The 21,061-nt window shown below is 70.4% G+C and carries 22 protein-coding genes and 1 tRNA gene; 9 read left to right on the forward strand and 14 right to left on the reverse strand.

Translation table 11 applies throughout. From position 1 onward, the window contains the following. Positions 1-5 precede the first annotated feature (5 nt). Positions 6-689 (forward strand): hypothetical protein, encoded by a 684-nt coding sequence (locus tag AB0P18_RS01510; protein ID WP_344050508.1) that lies wholly within the window; start codon positions 6-8, stop codon positions 687-689. 85 nt (positions 690-774) lie between these two features. Here the strand turns inward: AB0P18_RS01510 and AB0P18_RS01515 are convergent, their stop codons facing one another. Further along, positions 775-1,383, reverse strand: a complete 609-nt coding sequence (locus tag AB0P18_RS01515) for a TetR/AcrR family transcriptional regulator (protein ID WP_363358597.1) — start codon at positions 1,381-1,383, stop codon at positions 775-777. Positions 1,384-1,456: 73 nt separating this feature from the next. Between AB0P18_RS01515 and AB0P18_RS01520 the strand changes: the two genes are divergently transcribed. Further along, a complete protein-coding gene (locus AB0P18_RS01520) occupies positions 1,457-1,891 on the forward strand; it encodes an ester cyclase (protein ID WP_363358598.1) in 435 nt (144 codons plus the stop codon). Between the two features lie 85 nt (positions 1,892-1,976). Here the strand turns inward: AB0P18_RS01520 and AB0P18_RS01525 are convergent, their stop codons facing one another. The 4 genes from AB0P18_RS01525 to AB0P18_RS01540 form a co-directional block, all read right to left on the reverse strand. Further along, on the reverse strand, positions 1,977-2,777 hold the full coding sequence (locus AB0P18_RS01525) for an ABC transporter permease (protein ID WP_344050514.1): 801 nt from the start codon (positions 2,775-2,777) through the stop codon (positions 1,977-1,979). Positions 2,778-2,786: 9 nt separating this feature from the next. Further along, entirely contained in the window at positions 2,787-3,710 is a 924-nt protein-coding gene (locus AB0P18_RS01530; protein WP_363358599.1) for an ABC transporter permease, read from the reverse strand. A 64-nt stretch (positions 3,711-3,774) separates the two neighbouring features. After that, positions 3,775-4,956 (reverse strand): ABC transporter substrate-binding protein, encoded by a 1,182-nt coding sequence (locus AB0P18_RS01535; protein WP_344050518.1) that lies wholly within the window; start codon positions 4,954-4,956, stop codon positions 3,775-3,777. 56 nt (positions 4,957-5,012) lie between these two features. Further along, complete coding sequence (locus AB0P18_RS01540; RefSeq protein ID WP_363358600.1) at positions 5,013-6,086, reverse strand: ABC transporter ATP-binding protein; 1,074 nt, start codon at positions 6,084-6,086, stop codon at positions 5,013-5,015. A gap of 125 nt (positions 6,087-6,211) precedes the next feature. Between AB0P18_RS01540 and AB0P18_RS01545 the strand changes: the two genes are divergently transcribed. Then, a complete protein-coding gene (locus AB0P18_RS01545) occupies positions 6,212-6,988 on the forward strand; it encodes a GntR family transcriptional regulator (RefSeq protein WP_344050522.1) in 777 nt (258 codons plus the stop codon). Then, on the forward strand, positions 6,985-7,743 hold the full coding sequence (locus tag AB0P18_RS01550) for a cache domain-containing protein (protein ID WP_363358601.1): 759 nt from the start codon (positions 6,985-6,987) through the stop codon (positions 7,741-7,743). The genes AB0P18_RS01545 and AB0P18_RS01550 overlap by 4 nt, the downstream gene beginning before the upstream one ends. 34 nt (positions 7,744-7,777) lie before the next feature. On the opposite strand, the gene AB0P18_RS01555 is transcribed toward AB0P18_RS01550, so the two are convergent. The 3 genes from AB0P18_RS01555 to AB0P18_RS01565 form a co-directional block, all read right to left on the reverse strand. Continuing rightward, positions 7,778-8,167, reverse strand: coding sequence for a PPOX class F420-dependent oxidoreductase (locus AB0P18_RS01555; RefSeq protein WP_363358602.1), 390 nt, complete (start codon positions 8,165-8,167; stop codon positions 7,778-7,780). Next, positions 8,160-8,765 carry a dCTP deaminase gene (dcd, locus tag AB0P18_RS01560; protein WP_344050529.1) on the reverse strand — a complete coding sequence of 202 codons (606 nt, stop codon included), beginning with the start codon at positions 8,763-8,765 and terminating at the stop codon, positions 8,160-8,162. Before dcd ends, AB0P18_RS01555 begins: the two co-directional genes overlap by 8 nt. Positions 8,766-8,880: 115 nt before the next feature. Continuing rightward, complete coding sequence (locus AB0P18_RS01565; protein WP_363358603.1) at positions 8,881-10,098, reverse strand: low temperature requirement protein A; 1,218 nt, start codon at positions 10,096-10,098, stop codon at positions 8,881-8,883. A gap of 76 nt (positions 10,099-10,174) precedes the next feature. Between AB0P18_RS01565 and AB0P18_RS01570 the strand changes: the two genes are divergently transcribed. The 4 genes from AB0P18_RS01570 to AB0P18_RS01585 all read left to right on the forward strand — a co-directional run bounded on the left by AB0P18_RS01570 (position 10,175) and on the right by AB0P18_RS01585 (position 13,239). Then, positions 10,175-10,248: transfer RNA gene (locus AB0P18_RS01570), tRNA-Gly, on the forward strand. A 214-nt stretch (positions 10,249-10,462) separates the two neighbouring features. Then, a complete protein-coding gene (locus tag AB0P18_RS01575) occupies positions 10,463-11,029 on the forward strand; it encodes a peptidase M23 (RefSeq protein ID WP_363358604.1) in 567 nt (188 codons plus the stop codon). A 128-nt stretch (positions 11,030-11,157) separates the two neighbouring features. Beyond that, positions 11,158-12,129 carry an alpha/beta hydrolase gene (locus tag AB0P18_RS01580; RefSeq protein WP_363358606.1) on the forward strand — a complete coding sequence of 324 codons (972 nt, stop codon included), beginning with the start codon at positions 11,158-11,160 and terminating at the stop codon, positions 12,127-12,129. Between the two features lie 63 nt (positions 12,130-12,192). Further along, positions 12,193-13,239 (forward strand): hypothetical protein, encoded by a 1,047-nt coding sequence (locus AB0P18_RS01585; protein ID WP_363358607.1) that lies wholly within the window; start codon positions 12,193-12,195, stop codon positions 13,237-13,239. Between the two features lie 5 nt (positions 13,240-13,244). Here the strand turns inward: AB0P18_RS01585 and AB0P18_RS01590 are convergent, their stop codons facing one another. The 3 genes from AB0P18_RS01590 to AB0P18_RS01600 form a co-directional block, all read right to left on the reverse strand. After that, positions 13,245-14,120 (reverse strand): EamA family transporter, encoded by an 876-nt coding sequence (locus AB0P18_RS01590; RefSeq protein WP_363358608.1) that lies wholly within the window; start codon positions 14,118-14,120, stop codon positions 13,245-13,247. Positions 14,121-14,130: 10 nt separating this feature from the next. Continuing rightward, positions 14,131-15,417 (reverse strand): serine hydrolase domain-containing protein, encoded by a 1,287-nt coding sequence (locus AB0P18_RS01595; protein WP_363358609.1) that lies wholly within the window; start codon positions 15,415-15,417, stop codon positions 14,131-14,133. A gap of 101 nt (positions 15,418-15,518) precedes the next feature. Continuing rightward, complete coding sequence (locus AB0P18_RS01600) at positions 15,519-16,877, reverse strand: AAA family ATPase (RefSeq protein ID WP_363358611.1); 1,359 nt, start codon at positions 16,875-16,877, stop codon at positions 15,519-15,521. Positions 16,878-16,989: 112 nt separating this feature from the next. Between AB0P18_RS01600 and AB0P18_RS01605 the strand changes: the two genes are divergently transcribed. After that, positions 16,990-18,036, forward strand: coding sequence for a hypothetical protein (locus AB0P18_RS01605; RefSeq protein WP_363358612.1), 1,047 nt, complete (start codon positions 16,990-16,992; stop codon positions 18,034-18,036). A gap of 9 nt (positions 18,037-18,045) precedes the next feature. Here the strand turns inward: AB0P18_RS01605 and AB0P18_RS01610 are convergent, their stop codons facing one another. The 3 genes from AB0P18_RS01610 to rpsN all read right to left on the reverse strand — a co-directional run bounded on the left by AB0P18_RS01610 (position 18,046) and on the right by rpsN (position 21,060). Next, positions 18,046-20,013 carry a cytochrome c oxidase assembly protein gene (locus AB0P18_RS01610; RefSeq protein WP_363359098.1) on the reverse strand — a complete coding sequence of 656 codons (1,968 nt, stop codon included), beginning with the start codon at positions 20,011-20,013 and terminating at the stop codon, positions 18,046-18,048. 187 nt (positions 20,014-20,200) lie between these two features. Further along, positions 20,201-20,488 carry an HU family DNA-binding protein gene (locus AB0P18_RS01615; RefSeq protein WP_344050741.1) on the reverse strand — a complete coding sequence of 96 codons (288 nt, stop codon included), beginning with the start codon at positions 20,486-20,488 and terminating at the stop codon, positions 20,201-20,203. Between the two features lie 266 nt (positions 20,489-20,754). Next, positions 20,755-21,060, reverse strand: a complete 306-nt coding sequence (rpsN, locus tag AB0P18_RS01620) for a 30S ribosomal protein S14 (protein ID WP_344050743.1) — start codon at positions 21,058-21,060, stop codon at positions 20,755-20,757. Position 21,061: the final 1 nt, after the last annotated feature.

Here is a 21,061-nt window from a genome sequence, read left to right on the forward strand (position 1 = left end):
TTCACATGAACACCGATGACAACGACTATGAAAACGACTCCTCCGGCGAAGGCGCCTCGACCGGGCGGCGACCGCTCGGCTTCTGGCTGCGCACCGTCGACGCCCTGATCACCCACGAGTTCTCCGCCGCATTCGACGGCGCCGGCATCGACCGGCGCGACTGGATGCTGCTGAATGCGCTCTCGGGCGAGGTCGAGCTTCCGGCGTTCGCCGAGCGGTTCGTCCGCCGCGGAAAGCGCTTGCGCCGCCTGGAAGAGCGCGGCTGGGCTGTGGAGAACGGCGACGGCACCTGGGCGCTCACCGATGAGGGGCGCGCCGCCCGAGACGAGCTCAGCGAGGTGGTGGACGGTATCCGTTCCCGCGTCGCCGGCGCGGTCTCACCCGAGGAGTACGCCACCACGATGGCCTCGCTCGAAGCGATCGCCCGCGAGCTGGGCTGGGAAGAAGGCCGGCGCATGCCGCGCGGAGGCTTCGGCCGACGCGGCGGGTTCGGACCCGGCTTCGGCCCGCGGGGCGGATCCGGACACGGCGGCGGCTTCGGGCCCGGTTTCGCGCCCGATCCCCACCACTGTGCGCACGCGCACGCCGGCCACGGCGCCCCCGGCCACCGCCGCCCCCACCACCACGGGGAGCGCGCCTACGAGCGCGGCTTCGACGCCGGTTTCGCCCGCGGTCGCACCGCCGGCTGACCCCACTCCCTCGCGAGAGGGCACGAATGCAGCGCGCCGCGGCGAGCCTGCAGAACTGCCCTCTCAGAGGCAGCAGTCGACGGCGTCAGCGCAGCAGCTGCGCGACGAGCGTGTCGGCCAGCCAGCCCTCGAACCGCGCGGGAGTCCAGCCGGCATCGACGACGAGCGCTGCGTAGACGCCGGTCGCCGCGTACGCCCGGAAGAGCGCCTGCGCATCCGCGAGGGGCACTGCGAGATCCGGCTCCGCAGAGGCGATGAGCTGATCCATCACCCGGTTCCGGCCGCGCAACTTCGCGGCGAGCAGCCCGCGGGTATCCTCATCCTCGTCGCTGGCCGCATCGAGCACGCGGACCACATCGAAGTCCGTCGCATAGAGACCCACGAGCCATGCCGCAGCTCCGCGGACGCGCTGTTCTCCATCGTCCAGATCGAGCACCGCGCGGGCGCGCTCCCGCGCTCCCGCCCGCTCGAGCCACCGCTCGCAGATGACCGAGAGGATCTCTCGCTTCGCGCGGAAAGCCGCGTACACCGTGCGCGGCGCGACGCCCGCCTCGCGGGCGATGCCGTCCATGCTCGTCGAGCCGTAGCCGTCGCGAGCGAACAGGCGCTGTGCAGCATCGGCGATCCGGACACGGGTCGCCTCCGCCTGCTCCTGCCGGTAGGTGGAGCGGGGGGCCTTGACGGGCGCGGTCATGAGGTTCAGACTAGCCACTGCATACAATGCAGTATTGCTGCATTGAATGCATGACTGCTGCGAAGGAGTGACCATGAAGACCATCTCCCCCGCTGCGCACGTCGTCGAGCGGATGCTGCACGAGGGGTTCGCCGCGGGTGACACCGACATCGTCGACGAGCTGTGCGCCCCGGACCTCATCGAGCACCAGTTCGGCTTGACGGGCGAGGGGCCGGCCGCGATCGAGAAGGTCAAGCGCGGCATCCGGACGGTCCACGGAGCGTTCCCCGATCTGCGCTTCACCGTCGCGGACATCGCCGAAGACGGCGAGACGGTCTGGGTCCGCGCCGAAGCGACCGGGACCCACACGGGACCCTTCCTCGGCCCCCCGACGGGCCGCGAGGTTCGCTTCACCGTGATCGACGTCGCGACCGTCCGTGACGGACGCATCGTCGAGCACTGGGGCGTGCCGGATCGGTTCGCGATCCTGGCGCAGACCGGCGGTCTCGAGCGTCTGGGGGCGGACTGAACCGACCGGCCCCTCGCGAGAGGGCGCGAATTCAGGCCAGCATGCCGCGGCGACCCTGCAGAACCGCCCTCTCGCGAGGCAGCGGTCAGCGCCGGGTCTGCTCCGATCCGGACAAGCGCTGGGCGAGATAGATCGGGATGATGGAGACGAGCACGAGCACGACCGCGATCACCGACACGATCGGAGCTTGAGCGGGCCGGAACATGTTGTTCAGGATGAAGATCGGCAGTGTCGTGACCCCGGATCCGGCGGTGAAGGTCGTCACGATGATCTCGTCGAAGCTCAGGGCGAAGGCGAGCAGACCACCGGCCAGCAGCGCGGAGCGCAGCTGCGGGAACGTCACGAGGCGGAACGTGGTCCAGATCCCCGCCCCGAGATCGGCGGAGGCCTCCTCGAGCGACGTGCCGGTGCGGCGCAGGCGCGCGATCACGTTGTTGAACACCGTGACGATGCAGAACGTCGCGTGCGCGATCACCACGGTCCAGATCGACAGCGGTACACCCATGATCGTGCGGAAGAAGTTGTTCAGCGCGATACCCGTGATGATTCCGGGCAGGGCGATCGGAAGGATCACCAGCAGGCTGATCGCATCGCGCCCGAAGAACTCGAAGCGCTGCAGCGCGATCGAGATCAGCGTCCCGAGCACGAGCGAGATGAGCGTCGCGACGACCGCGACCTGCACGCTCGTGAGCACCGCCTCCCTCGCCCCGGCGCTCTGGAACGCCTTCGCCCACCACTCCAGGGTGAATCCGGGCGGCGGCCATGTGAGCGAGGTCGAGGTCGAGAACGAGTTGATGAGCACGACACCCAGCGGTACGTAGACCGCCACGAGGATCAGCCCCGTGACGGCCCCCAGCACGATCCGTGCGGTTCTTCCGAGTCGCATGCGTTCGTCCTAGAGGTTGTTCAGGGCGCCCGTGCGGCGCACGATCGCGAGGTAGCCGAAGATGATCACGATCGGGATGAGCGCGATCGCCGCCGCGAGCGGCAGATTGTTGGCCGCTCCGACGTTCGTGTAGACGAGGTTGCCGAGCATCTGATTCGCGCCGCCCACGATGTTGACGGTGATGTAGTCGCCGAGCGACAGCGAGAAGCTGAAGATCGTGCCGGCGATGATCGCGGGGAAGACGAGCGGAAGCACCACGCTCCCGAGCGTCCGCCACGTCTTGCCGCCGAGGTCGGCGGATGCTTCGAGCAGCGAGTCCGGAACCCGCTCGAGTCCCGCGTAGATCGGCAGGATCACGTACGGCAGCCAGAGGTAGGACAGCGTGATGATCGTGGCGGTGAGGCCGTAACCGGGCGTGTGCAGGCCCAGAGGGGCCAGCATCCATTCGAGGATGCCGTCCTGCGAGAGCACGGAACGCCACGCGTACGCCTTCACGAGATAGCTCGCCCACAGCGGCATGAGCACCGCGATCAGCAGGATCCGCTGCGCCCGCGGCGAGGCGACCTTGGCCATGTAGAACGCGATCGGCAGAGCCAGGAGCACGTCGATCAGGGTCACGAGCAGCGCGACGCCGAGCGTGCGCAGCGTGACCGTCTGGTAGAGCGCGCCGGTGAGGACCGTGATGATGTTGTCCAGCGTCCACTCGGTGACGATCTCGCCCGTGAAGGCGTCGACCTTCCAGAACGCCGTCACCAGCAGCAGCACGAGCGCGACGATGTAGACCACGCCGAGCCAGAACAGCGGCGCCGACAGCAGCAGCGCCAGGCGCGTCCGCGGGTGGGCGGTGAGGAAGGACGAGAGCCGGCGCGGCGGGGTGTCGCGCGGCGGGGGCACGGCGCACGGCGCTCGCTCTGCCACGGGGGTGGAAGTCATGTGTGCTCCGGGAGGGAACCGGGGGCGGCGGTTCGGGTCCGCCGCCCCCGGTGGCGGGAAGGGGTCAGCCCTTGATCTCGGACCAGGCTTCGGTCCAGGTGGAGTAGTCGACGCACTCCACGTCGGTGCGACCGTCGACGCACTCCGCGATCGGCGTGGTCCAGTACCAGATCTGCGACGCGTACTCGGCGTCACCGGCGTGGTACGCCTCGCAGTCGTCACGGAAGTTGCACGCCTCCTGGCTGGAGGGCGCCTCGCCGAAGTAGGCCGTGGCCGCCGCATTCGTCTCGGGGCTCGCGATCCAATCCAGCCACGCGTACGCGCAGTTCGGGCTCTTGGCCGCCGACGCGATCATCCAGGTGTCGGACCAGCCGGTCGCACCCTCTTCGGGCAGCACGACGGCGGTCGGCGCGCTCTCGCCTTCCAGGACGTTCTGGATGACCTGCCACGTGGTGCCCGCGACCGAGTCGCCGGTCTCGAACGCCGAGATCTCCTTCAGGTAGTCCGACCAGTACTCGCTGATGTGCGGGCGCTGCGCCTTCAGGAGGTCGACCGCCGCCTGGAACTGCTCCTCGTCCAGCGCGTACGGGTTCTCGATGCCGAGTTCGGGCTGGTGGGTCATCAGGTAGACCGCCGCGTCGGCGATGTAGATCGGCGAGTCGTACGCGGTGACCTTGCCGGTGTACTCCGACGCCTTGTCGAACACGATGTCCCAGGACGTGGGGGCCGGGGTGACGACCTCCGTGTTGTACAGGAGCAGGTTCGCGCCGTAGCCGTGGGGGACGCCGTACGAGACGCCGTCGACCGAGTTCCACGCCTGGTCCTTCAGGAAGTCGAAGATGCCGGCGTAGCTCGGGATCAGGTCGGTGTTCACCGGGGCGACGTCGCCGCCGGCGATCAGGCGCAGCGTCGCGTCGCCCGATGCCGCCACCACGTCGTAGTCGCCTGTCTTCATGAGGCTGACCGCTTCGTCGGAGGTGCCGTACGTCTTGGATTCGACCATGCATCCGGTCTGCTCCTCGAAGCCGGACACCCAGTCCACGGCGGGGTCGTTGCTGCCGTCCTCGACGTAGCCGGGCCACGCCAGGATCGAGACCGTGCCCTCCATCTCGCCGAGCTCGTCGGCGGCCTCGGTCGGACCGGCGCTGCCGCCCGAGCTCGTACCGCAGGCGGTGAGCGCGACGACCGCGCCGATCGCCAGGGTGGCGACGGCCGCGCCGCGCGCACCCCGTGTGATGTGCCTCATAGTTCTTCCTCTCGGTGCTGCGAGCCGGGGCGGACGCCTCGGCGGATGATCCCGGGTCAGGTGCCCGGGGGGATCAGGGCGACGACGTCCTCGTCGTGCCAGCTCACGTGGACGCGGTCGCCGCGATCCGTCTCCTCCGACCGCGAGCGGTCGTTCCGTTCGAGCACGGTCACACGGAGTCCGGCATCCAGATCGATCACCCGACGGATGCCGCTGCCGACGTAGATCGTCTCGACGACGGTTCCCGGAGCCGAGCGCAGGCCGTCACCCACGCGCGGCTCGGAGGAGAGCGAGAGCTTCTCGGGACGGATCGTGTGCTCGCCCTCCCGGCCGATCAGGCTGCCGGAGCGCTCGGCGTCGAACAGGTTCGACGTGCCGACGAAGTCCGCAACGAAGCGCGAGGCCGGGCGCTCGTAGAGATCACGCGGGCTGCCGAGCTGTTCGATGCGTCCCGCGTTGAACACCGCGATCCGATCCGAGAGCGTGAGGGCCTCCTCCTGATCGTGCGTGACGAAGATGAATGTGATGCCGAGGTCGCGTTGGATCTGCTTGAGCTCGACCTGCATCTGCTCGCGCAGCTTGAGGTCGAGGGCACCCAGCGGCTCGTCCAGCAGCAGGACTTTGGGCTGCACGACCGTGGCCCTGGCCAGTGCGACGCGCTGCCGCTGCCCCCCGGACAGCTGCGAGGGCTTCCGATCGGCCATGTTCTCCAGCCGCACGCCCGCGAGGGCCTTCGCCGCGCGCTCCCGGCGCTCCTTGCGACCCACTCCTCGCACGCGCAGGCCGTACGCCACGTTGTCGAGCACGCTCATGTGCGGGAAGAGCGCGTAGTCCTGGAAGACCGTGTTCACGTCGCGGTCGAACGGCGCCTTGCCGGTGACGTCCTGTCCGAACAGCTCGATCGTGCCGGATGTCGGCCGCTCGAAACCGGCGATGAGCCGGAGCACCGTGGTCTTGCCCGAACCCGACGGGCCGAGCATCGAGAAGAACTCGCCGGGAGCGATCTCGAGGTCGACGTGATCGACGGCCGTGATCGCGCCGTGCGCCGCGCTGAACTGCTTCGTCAGCCCGCGCAAGCGGATGACCGGCGCGGCGGCGTCCGTGCGCGTGTTCGCTGTCTGATCCGTCATGACGATCCCCTTCGACGTCGGTGCTACTAAATCATATGGATCCATATGTATAACAGTGGGTCTGCGTGTTACGGTCGTGTCACGGATGCCGGGTCCACTGTCTGACGCGAGGGAGCGCCGCACGCATGCCGAACCCGACGGGCCACCAGGACGCCGCCCGCTCCGTCGTGTTCGCTCCCCTGGACGGCTCCGGCAGAGCCGAGCTCGTGGAGCAGCGACTGACGGACGCGATCGTGTCCGGCGTGCTCCGCGACGGCGAACGCCTGCCGAGCGAGTCAGAGCTGTCGCGCAGTCTCGGCGTCGCCGTCGTCACCGCCCGCGAAGCGCTGGAGGGCATGCGTGATCGCGGTCTCGTGCGCACCCGCCGGGGACGCGACGGCGGCAGCTTCGTCACGTACGACCGGGATGCCGCGGCCCGACTGCTCGAGTCGCGTCTGCGCGGGCACTCCCGCATCGAGCTGCGCGATCTCGCTCTGCACGTCGGGGCGATCGCGGGAACGGCCGCCGAAGTCGCCGCTGACCGCGCGAGCGCGGACGACATCGAGTCGCTCCTGTCCGTCCACGAGGGCGCGGACTCCTCCACAGCCGGCGGTGCCCGGCGCGCGCTCGGGCGCTTCCGCCTCGAAGTGGCCGCGATCAGCCAGTCCCCCCGGCTCGTGCGCGAAGAAGTGCGGCTGCAGAGCGAAGCAGGTCCCCTGCTCTGGCTGTGCCTGCGCGAGCGGGAGTACCGTGACCTCAGCATCGCCGGCAGGCTCGAGGTGATCGACGCGATCCGCGCCGCCGACCCGGGCGCCGCTCGCGCCGCGACGATCGCGCAGACGACGGCCGCCCTGGAGTGGCTGGTCGATGAGAAAGTGCGGCTCGAGGCGTCGGCGGACCGCACCGCGAAGGAGGACCCGTGACCACGACCGCAGCGCTCACTCCCGTGCAGATCGCCGATCGGGTGGCGAGCACGATCGACGAGCTGTTCGCACGCGTCGACCGCTGGCGTGACACGCTCGAGGAGCACCTCAACGCCGATCCGTCCCCGAGCGCGGCCGAGCTGGACCCGATCGTGCAGTCCTTCGCCGAACCCGCGCTCGCCGCGGACGGACTCGTCACCGGCAGCGGTTTCGTCGCCGCGCCGGGATTGCTCTCCGACGCGCACTGGCACCTGGCGTGGTGGCTGGGCGGAGTGCTCGGCATCCGGCGTCTCGCGACGATCGACGACCCTTCGAACGACCAGTTCCGCGATTACACGAGCCTGGAGTGGTGGCGGCTGCCCGCACGCACCGGGACGAGGCATGTCACCGGCCCGTACGTGGACTACGTGTGCACGGACGACTACACGGTGACGATCACGACACCGGTCTCGGTCGGGGGGAGGCTGCTCGGCGTGGTGGGGATGGACATGCTCGTGGACCGGCTGGAGCGGGAGCTGCTGCCGCTCCTGCGGTCCTCCACGACGCAGGTCGCGGTCGTGAACGCCTCGGGCCGGGTGGTGACGGCGACGGACACGCGGCTCGAGCCGGGCTCGATCCTGCGCCGGGAGGGACTCGTCGACGCGCTGGAGCCCTTACGCGCACCCGTGCCGGCGGCGGTGCAGGCGCACCTGGCGGACGGCGCGGAGGTCATCGCGTGCGGCGACACGTCGCTCGCTCTGGTGGTGGGCCCCTGACCGATCCGTCTCCTCGCGACGCAGCAGGGTCACGTCACGGGGTGAGCGTGATGCGGATGCCGGCCGCGGCGTCCTGCCCGCCCCGGCGCACCGCGCGGCGCACGAAGAGCCTCCCGAGCCAGCCGTACTTGCGGCCGAGGGCGTCCTGCACGTGGATCGTGCCCGCCGTGTCGAGGAGCTCCGCCCGACCGGACACCGTCGCGCCGGTGACCTTGCCGCGCATGGTGCACGGCGCGACGGTCACCTCGCCCGAGCGGCGGATGCGCTTGACCTTGCCGCTCTCGCGCGCGGTCCACACCAGCAGCGCGCCCGCATCCTCGACCGACCACACCGGCGTCGGCACGGCTGTCCCATCGCGCTTGAACGTCGTCAGCTGCACGTACTTCGCTTCACGCACCGCGCGGAGCGCATCCGCCTCAGGCACCCGGGGCCCCGGCATCCGTCGTGCCGACGTCGGTCCGGTGGAAATTCTGGAACGAGCGCGACGCCGTCGGCCCGCGCTGCCCCTGATAGCGGTTGCCGTAGGGACCGGATCCGTAGGGGTTCTCGGTCGGCGAAGACAGCCGGAAGAAGCACAGCTGACCGATCTTCATGCCGGGCCAGAGCTTGATCGGCAGGGTCGCGACGTTCGAGAGCTCGAGGGTCACGTGACCCGAGAAGCCGGGGTCGATGAACCCGGCGGTCGAGTGGGTGAGCAGCCCGAGGCGCCCGAGCGAGGACTTGCCCTCCAGCCGCGCCGCGATGTCATCGGGGAGGGTGATGAGCTCGAACGTGCTGCCGAGCACGAACTCCCCCGGGTGCAGGATGAACGGCTCGTTCGCGGGCGTCTCGATGAGGTGCGTGAGCTCGGGCTGATCCTCGGCCGGGTCGATGAAGGGGTACTTGTGGTTGTCGAACAGCCGGAAGTACCGGTCGAGCCGGACGTCCACGCTCGACGGCTGCACCATCGCCGGGTCCCACGGGTCCAATCCGATGCGATTCGCGGTGATTTCGGCGCGGATGTCGCGGTCTGAGAGCAGCACGCGACCAGCCTAGGCGGCATCGCTGCGCACAACTCCTGCATTTCGGGCGCGCGGGCGCCGGCGACCCCCGGGATTCCGCGGCAGTCGCTGCCCGCCGCCTCCCGGAATGCAGGAGTTATGCGCGGCGCATCGCCTCGGCCCGCCGGTGCAGCGCACTCTCGGTCAGCGCGATCGCGCCGGTGAGGGTGACGGCGATCACCAGCGCGGCGAGCGGCGGCACGACGGCGAGCACCGGGAGCGCCGCGAGCAGCACCACGGCTTCGACCGCCCGCATGATCGGGCGGCGCACGCCCACGAGCAGGGCGAAGACAACCGTTCCCGCGGCGAACATCGCGATGCCCGCCCCGAGCGCCGTGGCTCCGAACCAGCCGAACGGCTCGGCGTCGCCGACGTGCTTCATCGCGTCCTCGATACCGAGCGCGGTCACGATGATGCCCGCGATGATCACGAAGTGCGCGTACGAATAAGCGTCCGCGCCGAGCCTCGCGCGCGCGTACTCGTCGCGCGTGGTCAGCGCATGCTCTCCCGCGGCGGCAAGGCGGGCGAAGTAGGACCACCACAGCAGCACCGACAAGACGACGGATGCCGCCGCGCCGAGCATGATGAACGGGTCGACCGGCTCGCGCGCGACTCCGACGCCGATCGCGACGATCGATTCGCCGAGGGCGAGGATCACCACGAGACCGTGGCGCTCTGCCCAGTGCTCGGCGGAGGGCAGTCGCCAGCCGCGGCCGAGCGCCGACCCGACCCACGTGGCGCCGAGGTCGTAGATCATGCCGGCGAGCCAGAGCCAGAGCTGGGCCTGCCCTCCGAGGAGTGCGCCGACGAAGATGAGCGTCACCGCGGGAATCAGAGCGATCAGGAAGATCAGCAGCTGCCGGCGCACCCCGCTGTCCTCGCGCGCGACCACGAGGTACAACGTCACGTGGATGATCCGCACGGCCGCATAGGCGGTGGCGAAGACGATGGGCCCGTTCCAGCCGCCCTCGAGGTCCTCGTACGCCTCCGGAATCGTGAGTGCGGCGATGAAGACCGCGATCATCGCGAGCGTCATGACCGTGCGCAGGAACGGCTGATCGGCCGAGGCCTGGTTCGAGATCCAGCTGTAGCCGACCCAGGTCCACCACATGAGCGACAGGATGATGAGCGCTTGGAGGATGCCGATCGCGCTGTGCGTCTCGGCCATGAGGCGCGACACCTGGGTGAACGCGAAGACGTAGACCAGGTCGAAGAACAGCTCGAACGTCGTCACGCGGCTCGCGGACTGGGACGTCGCCGGGGGACGGATCGGGATGCGGCGCGAGGGGGCGCCGTCGCCTTCAGGGCGGCTCACACGGTCAGTGTAGGGCCGCCCCGGTAGGCGGTGGCGGGTTGTTGTTATGCTGGTCCGAACGCCTCCGGGCGTTTCCGGGGATGTAGTTCAATGGCAGAACTTCAGCTTCCCAAGCTGATAGCGCGGGTTCGATTCCCGTCATCCCCTCCAATGCCCCGATGTGCCGACGAAGTCGGTGCAGCGGGGCATTCGTGTGGATGCCGTCCGAAACGATCCGCCCCGGGCGGGCCCCACCCGCCACGCCGGGCGCTCGGCCCGCGCCGCGCCTCCCGGCCCCCCGGGCACCACGTGCCGCGAGGACGACGGCGTGCCGCGAGCCAGGCACCCCCACGCCCCTCCCAGCGACCGGTGACACGATGGCGGGATGACGCGCCGTGCGAGCCTGGTGGGGACGGCGATCGTCGCCGTGCTGATCGCCGCTTTCGTCGCGCTCATCGGCGGCGCGTTCTCAGATGGGGCCCGGTCGACCGGTCCGGTGACCGCATTCGACGCCGAGCAGCTGTGCAACGCGTCCACGATCATCTCGGTGGGCGCGGGTCTGGGCATGTCGACCCGGGACCAGACGATCGCCGTCATGACCGCGATGGGCGAGTCGTCGCTCCGCAACCTCCCCTACGGCGACTGGGAGACCAGCGGCGTCCGCAATCCCGACGGCTCACCGACCACGTCGATCGGCCTCTTCCAGCAGCAGGACGACTGGGGAACCCGCGAGCAGCGCCTCGATCCGCCGACCGCCGCCACCCTGTTCTACAACGCGATGGCCGAGAGCGTCCCCCAGCCCGAGCGCGACGCTCTCGAGCCGACGCTCGTCGCCCACCGCACGCAAGTCAACGACGATCCTCAGCACTACGAGCGCTTCTGGCCGGCGGCCGTGGCCGTCGTGGAGGAGATCACGACAACGGATGCCGCCACTGCGGCCCCCTGCACCTGATCGGCCAACCGCCATCTGGCGGAACGACGAACCGGATCTGCGCCCCGGTGGCGGTTCACCCCACCCCTCACCAACCCGATCATGGAGTCAGGTCACGACGCCGTGACCCCCGACCAACGGAGGTCCACATGACGCACACCCACCCCGCTCCGCCGTTCGACGTGGAGCTCGGCGCGGTCCTGGCCGCGCTCGGCGAGATGCTTCCCCCGACGCTCACGCCGGAGATGATCGCGCCGATGCGCCAGGGAGGACTGCTCGCGACGCCGATCGACGAGCTCATCGGCGATCGACCGATCCGGCACGAGGAGCACCGTGTGCCCGGTCCCGCTGGTGCACCCGACATCACGCTGTCGATCTTCACGCGCACCGACCACGTCGCGCCGGGCCCGGGCATCTTCCACACCCACGGCGGCGGGATGATCCTCGGCGACCGCTTCACCGGCGCCGAGGAGTACCTGAACTGGGTCGTGGAGCTCGATGCCGTCGTGGTGTCGGTCGAGTACCGGCTCGCGCCGGAGAACCCCGACCCCGCGCCCGTGGACGACTGCTATGCGGGTCTGGTGTGGACCGCGGCGCACGCCGACGAGCTCGGTATCGACCCGGACCGGATCGTGATCGGCGGCGCCAGCGCCGGCGGCGGGCTCGCCGCGGGCGTCACCCTCACGGCGCGCGACCTCGGCGGACCTGCGCTGGCCGGACAGCTGCTCATCTACCCGATGCTCGACGACCGCAACGAGACGGCGTCCAGCCACCAGGTCGACGGGTTCGGCGTGTGGGATCGCGGCAGCAACGACACCGGCTGGGACGCCTTGCTCGGCGACCGCCGCAAGACGGATGCCGTCTCGATCTACGCCGCCCCCGCCCGAGCCGCCGACCTGACGAACCTGCCGCCCGCCTTCATCGACGTCGCCAGCGCCGAGGTGTTCCGCGACGAGGACGTCGCCTACGCCGTGAGGATCTGGGAGCAGGGCGGCGTCGCCGAACTGCACGTCTGGCCCGGCGGCTTCCACGGCTTCGACGCGATGGCCCCCCAGGCGGCCCTGTCGCTCCGCGCCCGCGCGGCGCGCCTGGACTGGCTCCGCCGCATACTCGGCGCGTGAGCCCGCTTCTGCCCCATCCGCCACGGGCTAAGGTGGGGCAGAAGTCCACTCGAGGCGGCGAAGATGCAGGAACTCGTCGGGCGCCTCACGGCGGTTGACGCCGAGGCCACCGAGACGCTCAAGGTCATCGCGTACTTCGACGCGCTCGTCAACGGCCACGCGACGACCGAAGTTCTGCTGCGGGGCGCCGCGATCCTGAGCGGCTGCGCGGCGGGGCAGACGGTCGGCGGCAAGACCATGCGGGTCGACGCCACCGGCGCCCGCATGGTGGCTCCCCCCGGCGACTGGCCGTCGCGCTCGTTCGAGGACGGCGGCGTCGTCTGGATCGAGCGCACGGGCCCCGCGCACGCGAACGATGAGATGATCCTCGAGCGCCTCGCGATCGCCGCGGGAATCGCCTACGAGCGCACGTCCCCGGCAGCGGCGTCCCGCCGCGCCCTTCAGACGATCATCGACGACCAGGCTTCCGCGGAGGCCCGCTCGGATGCCGCGAAGCGGCTCCACGTGGACGTGCGGGCGCGCTACCGCATCGTCGCGACTCCGGATGCCGAGCCCGCCGTCCCCACCGGCCGAGTGCCCGTCGTCGTGGTCGGAACCCCCTACGGTCCGGTGCGCGCCATACTCGCCGCCGACAGCGACGGCACGGCCGACTGCGACGACGCGCGCGACGGGGACAAGAGACAGCGGCAGCCGCGCACGGGGATAGGCATCCCGACCGCGCCCGCTTGGTTGCCCGAATCGTGGGCGTCCGCGCTCGTCGCGCTCCGTCTGTCCTCGCCGCGCGAACCCGTCGTCGACGCCGCCGAGCTCGGTGCGCTGCTGCCGCTGGCACGGGTCGCGGACGAGGCATCGCACACGATGCCGGACGCCGCGGCGCTGTCCGATCTCGTCGCCGCGCACCCCGGTGCTGCCGCGCTGCTCGATGCGATCGCCACGACCGAGAGCCTCCGCGCGGCAAGCGTCGAGACGGGTCTCCACCACTCGACCGTCCAGGCGCGCGCGGGTCAGTACTCCGACGTCCTCGGCTTCGACATCCGCTCCCCGCGCGGGAAGGTGCGTCTCTCGCTCGCCCTGGCCCTCCACCGCCTCGCGACGAGCCGCTTCGACTGAGCCGGCTACGCGAGCGGCTCCTGCTGCCGCGCCGCCGCGCGCGACGAGGCCCGCACCGCGCCGATGCTCGCCGTGATCACGAGCGCGATCCCGCAGACCTCCAGCAACGTCAGGTCCTGACCCAGCAGCAGCCAGCCCGCCAGGGCCGCGGTCGCCGGTGACAGGCTCATCAGGATCGCGAACACCGCGGCCGGCAGTCGCCGCAGGGCGATGAGCTCGAGCGCGTACGGGATCGTGGAGGACAGCACGGCGACGGCGGCTCCGAGCGCGAGCAGGTCGGGGCGCAGGAGCGCGGATCCGGCGGTGAGGATGCCGAACGGCAGCGCGATGAGCGCGCCGGCGCTCATCGCGAGGGCGAGGCCGTCGAGCCCGCGGAACTCACGCCCGACCCGGGCGGAGGCGAGGATGTAGAACGCCCAGCTCGCTGCGGCACCCAGGGCGAACAGGACGCCGAGCGGATCGAGCCGGTCCCATCTCCCGCCGGCGAGCGCGACGACTCCCGCGAAGGCCAGGACCGCCCACAGCCACGCCGAGCGCCGCTTGCTGGCGACGATCGAGAGCACGAGCGGACCGAGCACTTCGATCGTGACGGTCACTCCGAGCGGAAGACGGGCGAGCGCGAGGTAGAACAGGGCGTTCATGAGCGCGAGGACCAGGCCGAAGCCGAGCACGGCGAGCCAGCCGTCGCGCGTGTGTCCACGCAGACCGGGCCGGGCGATGAGAAGCAGGAGGACCGCGGAGAAGACGAGCCGCAGCATCACCATGCCGAGCGGGCCGACCTCGGGGAAGAGCAGGACCGCGAGCGCTGCCCCGACCTCTTGGCAGGCCAGGCCCACCACGACGAGCGCGATCGCGGGCGTCGTCCCCGAGCGGATGGTCACCGCCGCGAGGTCACGCCGCGGGCGCGGCGCAGATCGCGGCGGCGGCGATCTGGTCGTGGTACTGCTGAGCGGTCCACGGGAGCCCCGCGTCGGGCGCGGTCGCGCCTCCGGACGCGGGCGCCTTCGAGGCGATCGCCGCGAGCTCCCACGCGAGGTATTCGGCGAAGCCGCCGCCGCCACCGGAGTTGTTCAGCACGACCGCGACGGTCAGGCCCGACGACGGGTCGGAGAACGCGGCGGTGGCATAGCCGGGCACCGAGCCGAACTGCCCGATGAGTGTGCCGGCCTGCAGCGTTCCGCCGTCCGCCGTATACCAGGACGGCGCCCCGCCGTAGACCGGCAGCGGGTTCTCGATGCGGTCGACGCCCTCCGGCAGCAGCGCGCCGGTCGCGAGCGCCTGCGCGTACCGGCCGAGGTCGCGGATGTCGGTGACCACGCCGGCATCGGTGTAGCCGATGCTCGCGGACAGCGACGTGATGTCCATCGGCTCGGTGCAGTTCATCGCCCCGTCCGCGCCGGGCGAGGAGTGGTGACCCTTCAGCACGGATCCCGACGTCGAGGGGGCGGCGGCCTTCTCGCCGGGCAGCCGCGTCGCGGTCAGATCCAACGGCTCGGCCACGTAGTCCTGCAGAAGCTGCGCGGCGCTCTTGCCGGTCGCGCGCTCGAGCGCGAGGCCGAGAAGCACGTAGCCGGCATCGGAGTCGCGGTAGGCGGCGCCCGGCTCGCCTTGACGAGGCTGGCCGACGCCATAGCTCGCGAGCTCGCGCGGGTTCCACACCCGCGCCGGGTTGGCCAGGAACAGGCCGGAGAGCTGGCTGCTGTACGACCCGATGCCGGACGTTCCGTCGCACAGCTCGCCGAGGGTCACATCCGAGAGGTCGGGGAAGCCCGAAACCCACTTCGACACCGGGTCCTTCAGCCGCACGAGACCTTCATCGGCGACGGAGTACAGTACGTCGCACGTCATGGCCCGCGTGACCTGCGCCGCCCGGAACTGCATGTCGTCGGTGACCGGCTTCGAACTCGTCGCCGATTCGACGCCGACGCCGGTGACGAGCGACCCGCTCCACGGCGCCCAGACCCCCACGATCGCGCCTGAGGAGCGCGATGCCGTCATCGCCTGAGCGATCGCGTCCTGCAGCTGCTGCGCCGTCTCCTCGGGGAAGGCGGCATCGACCTGGGGCGGCAGATCGAGCGTCACCTTCTCATCGGCGGTGCAGCCCGCGACCGTCAGGGTGAGCGCGGCGATCGCCGCGACGGCGAGCGCGACACGCCCTCGTGTGGGTCGAACCCGCATCCTTCACCCCCAGATAGCTGCATTGAATTCAAACACACGGATGCCGCGCTTCCCTCACTGCCCGCCGTGGTGTCTGCGAGCTTTCAGCCTGCGGCGGGCCGTCACGACGCCGAGGCGCGGACGCCGGCCATGAAGCGCTGCACGTCGGGGTCGACGCGGATGTCGCTCGGGCGCAGCGGCCTGCTGAGGTAGAGGCCGTCGAGCGAGGTGAGTCGGGAGAGCGCGACATAGGTCTGTCCGGGGGCGAACGCGCCCGACCCGAGGTCGACGACGGCGCGGTCGTACGTCTTGCCCTGGCTCTTGTGGATCGTCACGGCCCACGCGAGGCGGAGGGGGAACTGGGTGAATTCGGCCACGATCTCGCGGGTGAGCTGCTTGGAGCCGGGGTCGTAGGCGTAGCGGAATCTCTCCCACACCGCCGGTTCGACGTCGAACTGCTGCCCGTCGACCTCGACCCGCACCGTTCCGCCGGCGATCCGCACGACCGTTCCGATCGTCCCGTTGACCCAGCGCGGCGGCTCGCCGAAGGATCCGGTGTCGTTGCGCAGGAACATGACCTGGGCGCCGACCTTGAGCTTGAGGTCGACATCGGCCGGGTAGGACGCGTCCCCGCGCCCGAAGTCACCGCTGATCTCGGCCGACGCGGTCTGCTCGCGCCCGACCAGTTCGCCCAGGTGCCTCCGGTTGATGCTGTTGACGATGTCGTTGCGGGTCGCGAGCGTGATCACGGGGTGTTCCCCGTCGGCGGGGTCGGGCGGTGTGCGGGCCCCGGTGTCGTTCAGGATCTGCGCGATGTCGGCCGTCACGCGTCCGTAGCGCACGGCGTTGAGCATCGCCTTGAACGCCGGGTCCGCCTGCCGGTGGATGTCCACGAGTTCGCGGATGTTGAGGTCGGCCCCGTACGCGCCGATGTCCATCAGCCCGTCGCCGCCGACGCTGCCGACCCACACTTTCGCGTCGAAGAACCAGAACGACCGGTAGTGGTCGCTGATGTAGCGCGCCTCGTCCCCCCGCGGCGGCACCGGCGCGAGCTGGTACGGATCGCCGAACATGACGATCTGCACGCCGCCGAAAGGCTCGGCACGACGCCCGCGCGCCTGCCGCAGCGACCGGTCGATACCGTCCATCAAATCGGCGTTGACCATCGAGATCTCGTCGATCACGAGCGTGTCGATCGCGTTGAGGATCTTGCGCGTCGCGTCGGTCTGATCGATCTGCCCGTTCGCGATCAGTCCGATCGGAAGGCGGAACAGCGAGTGGATCGTCTGCCCCTCCACGTTGAGGGCGGCCACGCCGGTCGGCGCGCAGACCGCGATCTGCTTCGACGTGTTCCAGGCGAGGTGCTGCAGGAGCGTGGACTTGCCGGTGCCGGCGCGGCCGGTGACGAACACGTGCTCGCGGGTATCCTCGATCAGGCGGAACAGAGCCTCCTGCTCGGCGGAGAGCGGCGGCGTGTTCACTGATTCATGCTAACGACCCGCCGCCGCACGGGGGCACGCCGTGCACAGTCCCCGCGCGACGGCGGATGACGGCATCCGTGATCGTCGCAGCCGGCCTTCTTAGACTGGGGGCGTGCAGACGACGAACGGACGCCGCCGCCTCGGCGTCGATCTGACCCTGCTCGCGATCATCGGAGTGCTGCTGATCGCCGCGATCTCGGCCGGTGCCGCCGCGATCTACCGCGAGTTCTACAGCCCCACCGCCTTCGTCCAGCGCTACCTCGATCTCCTCTCCGCCGGCCATGCCGCCGACGCGCTGACCGTTCCGGGCGTCGCCGTGGACTCGGCCGAGCTCGAAGCCGCCGGGCTGCCGGCATCGGCATCCGATGCCCTGCTGCGCTCCGCGGCTCTCGCGACGCTGACCGATGTGCAGATCGGTCCGGAAACGGTCCGCGAGGACGGCACGGTCCTGATCACCACCACCTACCGCGCGGGCGCCTACGCCGGGTCGACGACGTTCGAAGTCGCCCGCGACGGATGGATCGGCGTCGCCCCGACCTGGACGTTCGCGCGCAGCCCCCTTGCGCTCATGGACGTCGCGGTGAAGGGCTCGATGACGTTCGAGGTGAACGGCTTCGCGCTGGACAAGCGTCAGGTCTCCCCGGAGGGGACGGATGCCGACCCCTCTGCTCCCGTGTCGCTCCTCGTCTTCTCGCCGGGCATCTACTCCGTCTCGGTCGACAGTCCGATCTCCGCCACCCCGGGCGTCGCCGTCCTCTCCGACAGCCCGCTCGCGAAGGTCCCGGTCGATCTGCAGGCCCAGCCCACGCCGGAGTTCGTCGCGATCGTGCAGCAGCGGGTCGAGGAGTACCTCACCGCGTGCGCGACCCAGCAGGTGCTGCAGCCCACGGCGTGCCCGTTCGGCTACGTCGTGCAGGACCGCATCACCGAGCCGCCGGTGTGGTCGATCCTCACCCAGCCGACCGTGACGGTCGTGCCCGAGGGTGCCGACTGGCGGATCCCGCCTGCCGAGGCGGTCGCGCACATCGATGTCGGCATCCGCTCGCTCTTCGACGGCTCGGTGGAGGATGTCTCCGAGGACGTGCCGTTCCTCGTGACCGGGACGATCGCCGTCCTCCCCGACGGCACGGCGTCGATCACGATCGGCGGACCCAGCTGAGGTCGGGGGCTACCGACGCTGCGCGTCTCGCTCCGCGAGCGCCGCGAGCTGGGCGTTGTAGGCCTCCAGCTCGGCATCGCCGGTGCGGTCGGCGTGGCGGTCCGCACGCTTCTGCGCGCGGTCGTCGCTGCGGCTCCACTGGATCGCGACGGTCACCGCGAGGATGAGGGTGGGGAGTTCGCCGATCGACCAGGCGACGCCGCCGCCGATGTACTGGTCCTCGAGCGGGGTCGGCCCCCACATCCGGCCCATCGCGCCGAACCACTCGGCGACCATGAGACCGGACTGGCTCATGATCGCGATGCCGAAGAACGCGTGGATCGCCATGACCGCGATCAGGAGCACGAGGCGTCCGGCGTACGGCAGCCGGTACGGCACCGGGTCGATGCCGATCAGGGTCAGCACGAACAGGTATCCCGTGATGAGGAAGTGCGCGGTCATCCACTCGTGCCCGAGGTGGTCGTAGAGCGACCACCGGAACAGGTCGGTGAAGTAGAAGACCCACAGCGACCCGACGAACAGGCCCGCCGCGACGAACGGGTTGGTGAGGACACGGGCGACCGGGGAGTGCACGGCCCACAGGATCCACTCGCGGCCGCCGCGCGTGCCGTCGGTGCGCTTGTGGATCGCGCGCGCTGCCAGCGTGACGGGCGCCCCTGCCACCAGGAGCAGCGGGATCGCCATCGTCAGCAGCATGTGTCCGACCATGTGCACGCTGAACAGGTAGTCCTGGTACGCGTTCACGGGGCCGCATGTCACCCAGAACAGCAGTGCGAGACCGGCGACCCACAGGATCGTGCGGAAGAGAGGCCACGCGTCGCCGCGGCGGCGCAGCCTCCATACGCCCGCGAGATAGAGGAAGATCCCGAATCCGGCGGCGAACGCCCACAGCAGGTCGACGTTCCACGACGTGAACCAGCGTTCGAGCGTGAGCTCGGGAGGCAGCGCCGCACCGGTCAGGTACTCGGCGGGAGTGCGCACTTCCGGAAGCGCGGAGGTCGTCGGGGGCGCGGTGCGACCGAGCGCCGCAGCGGCGCCGCTCGCGATCCCCATGAACGCCAGCTCGAGCACGACGAGTCCCCAGAAGAGCCGCGAGGCGGCGTCCGCCGCCGCGAGCCGGCCGATCATGCGCTTGCGATACCAGGCGCCCAAGATGCCGAGGGCGATGAGCGCGCCGACCTTGACGAGGAGGATCGCGCCGTACGGCGAGGCCAGGTTCTCCCAGGCGCCGACGCCGATGCTCGCCCGCACGGTTCCCGACACCGCGACGACGACGAACGCGGCGAGCGCGATGCTGGAGTACCGCGAGAGCGCCGCGGCGATGCCGTCACGGCCGTGCTCCCGCTCGAGGATCGGGCGGATCACGACGAGCAGCACGAGCCCGCCGAGCCAGACGGCGGCGGCGATGATGTGCAGGATGATCGCCATGACGGCGGCGTTGTGGTTCGCCTCCTCACCCGAGTGGCCTTGCGTGCCCATCGGCACCATGGCCGCGATCGCGAGGATCGCCACGAACAGGGTCGGCGTCCACGAGCGCACGGCGAACGCGAGCACCGTGATCGCGGCGCCGGCGATCGCGGTGAGCAGCCAGGTGCGACCGCCCTCGGTCTCGACGAGGAACCGTCCGAGCTGGGCGCCGAACTCGGGGCCGAGGCCGACTGCCGGATTGAACGCGTTGACGAACGTGAAGAAGCCCGTGGTCGCCGCGGCGAGCGTGAAGATCGCCGCCGAGACGGATGCCGTATCCAAGGCCGCATCGAACGACCGGTCGCCGGCCTTCAGGCTGAACAGGGCGACCACGAGCGCGCCCACCATGCCGGCGGCGGAGAGGTTGACCGCGAGCGTCGCGGTCGGCAGACCCCAGCGCACGAGCGGACCCGGATCGCCGATCACGAGCGGCGCGGCGCCACCGCCGACGATGAGGCCCCAGATCAGGGCCACGACGGCCGCGACCACGAGGATCGCCGGTCCGGCGATGCGCAGTGCCGTGGCCCGGTCCGCCGGCAGTCCGCGGCGCGCGCCGGCCTCGCGGAGAGTCGGGGTGGAGGTCACCCGTCCAGCCTAGGCTCCCGGCCTGAGCGCGGACCCGAGAGCCGAGTGGGCGGCGGGCATGCAGAAGGGGGATGCCGCGGGTGCGGCATCCCCCTTCTGGAAGAACGTCGGATTACTTGACGGCGGCCTTGAGCTTCGAGCCCGCGGTGACCTTGACGCGCTTGCCGGCCGGGATCTTGATCTCGGCGCCGGTCTGGGGGTTGCGGCCCGTGCGAGCGGAGGTCTCGACCTGCTCGAACGAGATCCAGCCCGGGATCGAGACCTTGCTGCCCTTGGCGACGGCCTCGGAGACCGTGGAGAAGAGGGAGTCGAGCACACCCGACACAGCGGCCTGGCTCTGGCCCGTCGCGCTGGCGATGCTCGCGACGAGTTCGGTCTTGGTGATGGACTTGTCAGCCATGTGGTTGTCCTCCGAGGCGGCGAGGATGCCGCCTGTCATTGCTCGGACCGGAGACGGATGCCTCCGGCTGGTCGTGTAGACCGGTCCCGAATATACCCACGTTCCGCGGAATTCCGCGGATTTGCGCCCCGCTTGACGTGGCCGACCGGCGTGTCGCTGTGACTGATGTGACTTCTGTGACTGGTGTGACAGCGTCCCGCTCTTCCGGGGATGCCGAAGGCCCGGCGTTCCGAGGAACGCCGGGCCTTCGGGCGGAAAGCGGGTGCTTACCAGCTGGACTTGGTCACGCCGGGCAGCTCGCCACGGTGCGCCATGTCGCGGAAGCGGACACGCGAGATGCCGAACTTCGTCAGCACACCGCGCGGGCGGCCGTCGATGACGTCGCGCGAACGCAGACGCACGGGCGACGCGTTGCGGGGCAGCTTCTGCAGGCCGATACGAGCGGCCTCGCGCTGCTCGTCGGTGCTCGTCGGGTCGACGAGGGCCTTCTTCAGTTCGGCGCGCTTCGTCGCGTAGCGGTCGACGACCACCTTGCGCTGCTCGTTGCGCGCGATCTTGCTCTTCTTGGCCATG

The sequence above is a fragment of the Microbacterium sp. NPDC064584 genome (assembly GCF_040687315.1).
GTDB classification, from domain to species: Bacteria; Actinomycetota; Actinomycetes; order Actinomycetales; family Microbacteriaceae; genus Microbacterium; species Microbacterium lacus.

Bases quoted from the DNA above. Each gene is read 5' to 3' on its own strand.
- AB0P18_RS01580 (WP_363358606.1), top strand. From the start codon at position 11,158: ATGACGCACACCCACCCCGCTCCGCCGTTCGACGTGGAGCTCGGCGCG.
- AB0P18_RS01585 (WP_363358607.1), top strand. From the start codon at position 12,193: ATGCAGGAACTCGTCGGGCGCCTCACGGCGGTTGACGCCGAGGCCACC.
- rpsN (WP_344050743.1), bottom strand. From the start codon at position 21,060: ATGGCCAAGAAGAGCAAGATCGCGCGCAACGAGCAGCGCAAGGTGGTC.
- AB0P18_RS01530 (WP_363358599.1), bottom strand. From the start codon at position 3,710: ATGACTTCCACCCCCGTGGCAGAGCGAGCGCCGTGCGCCGTGCCCCCG.
- AB0P18_RS01545 (WP_344050522.1), top strand. From the start codon at position 6,212: ATGCCGAACCCGACGGGCCACCAGGACGCCGCCCGCTCCGTCGTGTTC.
- AB0P18_RS01525 (WP_344050514.1), bottom strand. From the start codon at position 2,777: ATGCGACTCGGAAGAACCGCACGGATCGTGCTGGGGGCCGTCACGGGG.
- AB0P18_RS01595 (WP_363358609.1), bottom strand. From the start codon at position 15,417: ATGCGGGTTCGACCCACACGAGGGCGTGTCGCGCTCGCCGTCGCGGCG.
- AB0P18_RS01510 (WP_344050508.1), top strand. From the start codon at position 6: ATGAACACCGATGACAACGACTATGAAAACGACTCCTCCGGCGAAGGC.
- AB0P18_RS01615 (WP_344050741.1), bottom strand. From the start codon at position 20,488: ATGGCTGACAAGTCCATCACCAAGACCGAACTCGTCGCGAGCATCGCC.
- AB0P18_RS01575 (WP_363358604.1), top strand. From the start codon at position 10,463: ATGACGCGCCGTGCGAGCCTGGTGGGGACGGCGATCGTCGCCGTGCTG.
- AB0P18_RS01540 (WP_363358600.1), bottom strand. From the start codon at position 6,086: ATGACGGATCAGACAGCGAACACGCGCACGGACGCCGCCGCGCCGGTC.
- AB0P18_RS01535 (WP_344050518.1), bottom strand. From the start codon at position 4,956: ATGAGGCACATCACACGGGGTGCGCGCGGCGCGGCCGTCGCCACCCTG.
- AB0P18_RS01515 (WP_363358597.1), bottom strand. From the start codon at position 1,383: ATGACCGCGCCCGTCAAGGCCCCCCGCTCCACCTACCGGCAGGAGCAG.
- AB0P18_RS01520 (WP_363358598.1), top strand. From the start codon at position 1,457: ATGAAGACCATCTCCCCCGCTGCGCACGTCGTCGAGCGGATGCTGCAC.